4 protein-coding genes are annotated in these 3,607 nt (G+C 57.1%); 1 reads left to right on the top strand and 3 read right to left on the bottom strand.

Features of this window, described 5'->3' with window-relative positions; all coding sequences use genetic code 11:
* From hpaD to ACRBCU_RS18660, 3 genes are all read right to left on the bottom strand, one after another.
* Window positions 1–971 (bottom strand): 3,4-dihydroxyphenylacetate 2,3-dioxygenase (hpaD, locus tag ACRBCU_RS18670; RefSeq protein WP_431366907.1); only part of this gene is annotated, 971 nt, incomplete at its 3' end.
* 150 nt (window positions 972–1,121) lie between these two features.
* Window positions 1,122–2,633, bottom strand: a complete 1,512-nt coding sequence (gene hpaE / locus ACRBCU_RS18665) for a 5-carboxymethyl-2-hydroxymuconate semialdehyde dehydrogenase (RefSeq protein ID WP_431366906.1) — start codon at window positions 2,631–2,633, stop codon at window positions 1,122–1,124.
* Entirely contained in the window at window positions 2,630–3,019 is a 390-nt protein-coding gene (locus ACRBCU_RS18660) for a 5-carboxymethyl-2-hydroxymuconate Delta-isomerase (protein ID WP_431366905.1), read from the bottom strand. Before ACRBCU_RS18660 ends, hpaE begins: the two co-directional genes overlap by 4 nt.
* Window positions 3,020–3,176: 157 nt before the next feature.
* Between ACRBCU_RS18660 and hpaR the strand changes: the two genes are divergently transcribed.
* On the top strand, window positions 3,177–3,605 hold the full coding sequence (hpaR, locus tag ACRBCU_RS18655) for a homoprotocatechuate degradation operon regulator HpaR (RefSeq protein WP_431366904.1): 429 nt from the start codon (window positions 3,177–3,179) through the stop codon (window positions 3,603–3,605).
* The last annotated feature ends 2 nt before the right edge of the window (window positions 3,606–3,607 follow it).

The raw sequence follows: 3,607 nt of genomic DNA, 5'->3' as shown, positions 1-3,607 counted from the left end.
ATGGGGCTGGCATTGAGTTCAGATTTGCGGGGTTCTGAGCCGGTGAACTTGGTGCCGTGTTCAAACCAGCTGCGCGGGGCGGCGGCGCCCCAGAGGGTTTGGCGTTGGGGGTCTTTGAGGTCCCATTTGATCGGCTCAAGATCAGGATCGACCGTCTGATAGTCAGAGCAATAAATCTCGATGCGATGCCCGTCAGGGTCCAAGATATAAAGGAAGAACGCGTTGGAGATGCCGTGGCGACCGGGGCCACGTTCGATATTGTCGACATAGCCAGTGGTGGACATCAGATCGAGCAAGTCGATGATATTAAGCGGCGTCGGCACCCAAAACGCCACATGGTGCATGCGCGGGCCAGTGCCATTGGTGAAGGCCATATCATGCACGCCGCCCTTGCGGTGCATCCATGCGGCCCAGAGCTTCTTGCTCTCTTCATCCTCGGTATATTCCGTAACCCGAAAGCCAAAATCAGAATAAAACGCAACCGAGGCATCCACGTCGGGCGAGAAGCAATTGAAGTGATCAATACGCAGCGGCTTCACCCCGCGATAAAGCGCGTATTTTTGATGGATTGGTTCGAGGCGATCCATCTTGTGATAGAACTCCAGAGGAATGCCGATGTTGTCCGACGTCAATAGCGTGCGGCCCTGATAGGGGCGATCTACCCAAGACGTAGGGCGGCCCTTGGACTGGAAATAGGTCTCGGCCTTGTCCAGATCAGCCTCGTCAAAGGTCTTGAAGCCCATGACCTCGACCGTTCCGGGCGCATCGGATTTTTGCAAGATCACGCAGTGATGCCCCCGCTCTTCCATAGCGCGCAGATAGACATGGGTGTCGCTTTCATCAGAGACCTGAAGACCAAGGATCTCGGTGTAGAACTTTTTCGAAGCGGCCAGATCAGCCACATTCAAACAGGTGTGCGACAGACGGATCGTGTTAAAATCAGGATACAGGTTAGGCGCGGGTACTGGCATGCCTTAAACTCCTCTTTGTGCTCTGGCCCAAATCTTCTTTGGTCGATAAATATCTCGGGGAGTCGCCCCTCGGGCGACGGGGCAGCGCCCCCCTTTGTCTGACCGCCAGGTCAGACGCATCCAGTGCAGGCGCAGCCTGCGCACTCAAATTCACAAGGCCCCCAATTTGGTGATCTTATGCTGGCCCGTGGCAAAGCCAATGTGCTTTTGCTCCATGTAGAACTCGAACGACCAATCGCCGCCATCACGCCCGATGCCGCTTGCTTTGACGCCGCCGAAGGGCGTGGGCAGATGGCGCACGTTTTCCGAGTTCACCCAGATCATGCCAGCGTCCAGCCGATCCGTAAAACGCAGCGCGCGGGTCAGATCGTTGGTCCACAGGTACCCCGTGAGGCCATAGTCAATGTCATTGGCGATCTGCAGCGCCTCGTCTTCGGTGCTGAAGGGGATCGAGGTCAGAACAGGACCAAAGATTTCCTCCTGCGCGATGCGCATTTGGTTGTTGGCATTTGTGAACAGCGTCGGGCGCACAAAATAGCCCTCGTCCCCAACCTTAACCCCGCCCGCAGCAACCGTCGCACCGTCCTCTTTGGCAATGTCAAAGTAGGAAGTGACCTTGTTGTAATGCTCTTGCGTAACCAGCGGTCCAATCTCGGTCTTCGGGTCAAGCGGATGACCCACTTTGATATTGTTGACGCGCTCCACCAGCTTAGCCTCAAATTCTTCGCGGATCGTGTCCTGAACCAGTAGACGCGAGGAGGATGTGCAGCGCTCGCCGTTGATCGAGAAGATCATGAAGATCACCGCATCCAGCGCGCGCTCAATATCCGCATCATCAAAGACGATCACAGGGTTCTTGCCGCCCAGCTCAAGGTGATTGCGCTTGAGCGTATCCGCGCCCTGTTTGGTAATCAGCGATCCTGTGCGGCTCTCGCCAACAAAGGCGATGGCCTTGATCTTGGGATGCTCGCAAAGCGCCTTGCCTGCGCCCTCACCAAAGCCATTAACGGTGTTGAGAACCCCCGGCGGCAGGCCTGCTTCTTCGGCGATTTCAACCAGCAGACGCGCGGTCAGCGGCGAGGCTTCGGCAGGTTTGTGAACCACTGTGCAGCCCGCCGCCAGCGCTGGCGCGATCTTCCACGTCGAGAGCATAAAGGGCGTGTTCCAAGGCGTGATAACACCAACAGGGCCAATCGGTTTGCGCGTTGTAATGTTCATCAATGTGGGCGATTGCAGGTGCTGCCCGTCGCGCGCCTGCACGACTTGATCGGCAAAATAGCGGAAATTCTCCGCGCCGCGCAGGGCCGCCTTGGACATGAACTTGATTGTTTGTCCCGTGTCCCAGCATTCACACAGCGCAATCTCTTCGGCGCGCGCTTCGATCCCTTCAGCGATGCGTATCAGGATTTTCTTACGCTCCAGCGCTGGCATATCGCGCCACGCGGCAAAAGCATCATGCGCAGCATTTGCCGCGGCGTCGATGTCCTCGGCCGTGCCATGGGCCACATCGCAGATCAGCGATTTATCAACGGGCGAGGCATTCTGGAACGTGCCAGCAGAGCCAGCAACATCCTTGCCCGCGATCCGGTTCTGAATGCCCCCCGCGCGAAAACGATCCAGATAACTGTTCAGTTTGTCGATGTTCTCGTTAAGCACACTCATGCGCTATCCTCCAAATGATCCCGGATCGTGCCGAACTTCGGCGAAAGAGCGGCATCAATATCCCGCAATTCCGCAGATAGGGCGATAGAACGCTCCGCCATAACGGGCGTCATAAACCGCTTAAGCGCCGCAAAGATCTGCTCAATCGCTGCTCTCTTCACGTCGTCCGCGCGTCCCTCGCGGATACGCACGGACAGGTCGATAAACCCGTGCTTCGCATCGCCATCCGCGATCGCGTAATGATCAACGCGCGTCGCACGCACGCGAATGCCAGCCATAGGAAAGGCAGCAATCGTCGCCGCTTCGGCGCGGATCGCCTCGCACAGCGCGCCCATATCCACGGCGTCTTCCAGATTGGCGGAGTAATCGATCTGAAAATGTGGCACCCGATCCTCCCAAATCACCGCGCGCAAGGCCTCGCTTCGGCCTCTATTCGCAAATTAATTGCAATGTTAACTATTGCGAAGTTAACTAAATACATCTTGCAATGTCAACGCCGCCTTGGCAGCAGAGTAAAGAAATCTCACAAACTCAGAGCAATATATGACCGCCCCCCTGCCCGCGACCTCACGATCTCTGCCCATCGCCCTGATCCGTGCCCGCGAAGGCATCATGGCCCCGATCCGCGACATGCTGGCCGAAACCGGCATCACAGAGCAACAATGGCGCGTACTGCGCGTACTCGCCGAGCAAGGCCAAATGGACACCAGCACCCTCGCCAACCGCGCCAGCCTGCTGTTTCCCAGCCTCACCCGCATCGCATCCACCCTACGCGACAAAGGCCTCATCACCCAAGTCCGCGACACCACAGACCGGCGCAAACAGCTCATCACCATCACCCCGGAAGGCCAAGCCATCATCACCGCCCGCGCCCCACAAGCCGCTCAAATCGTACAAGACTTCAAAAACAAACTCGGACAAAACGACTACGAAACACTCCTCAACCTCCTCGCAAAACTCGCTCCTGAATAACT

It is taken from the genome of Planktotalea sp. (assembly GCF_050633725.1).
GTDB lineage: Bacteria > Pseudomonadota > Alphaproteobacteria > Rhodobacterales > Rhodobacteraceae > Planktotalea.
Note: the sequence above shows the minus strand (reverse complement) of the source record. Positions and strands in the feature narration are given on the sequence as shown.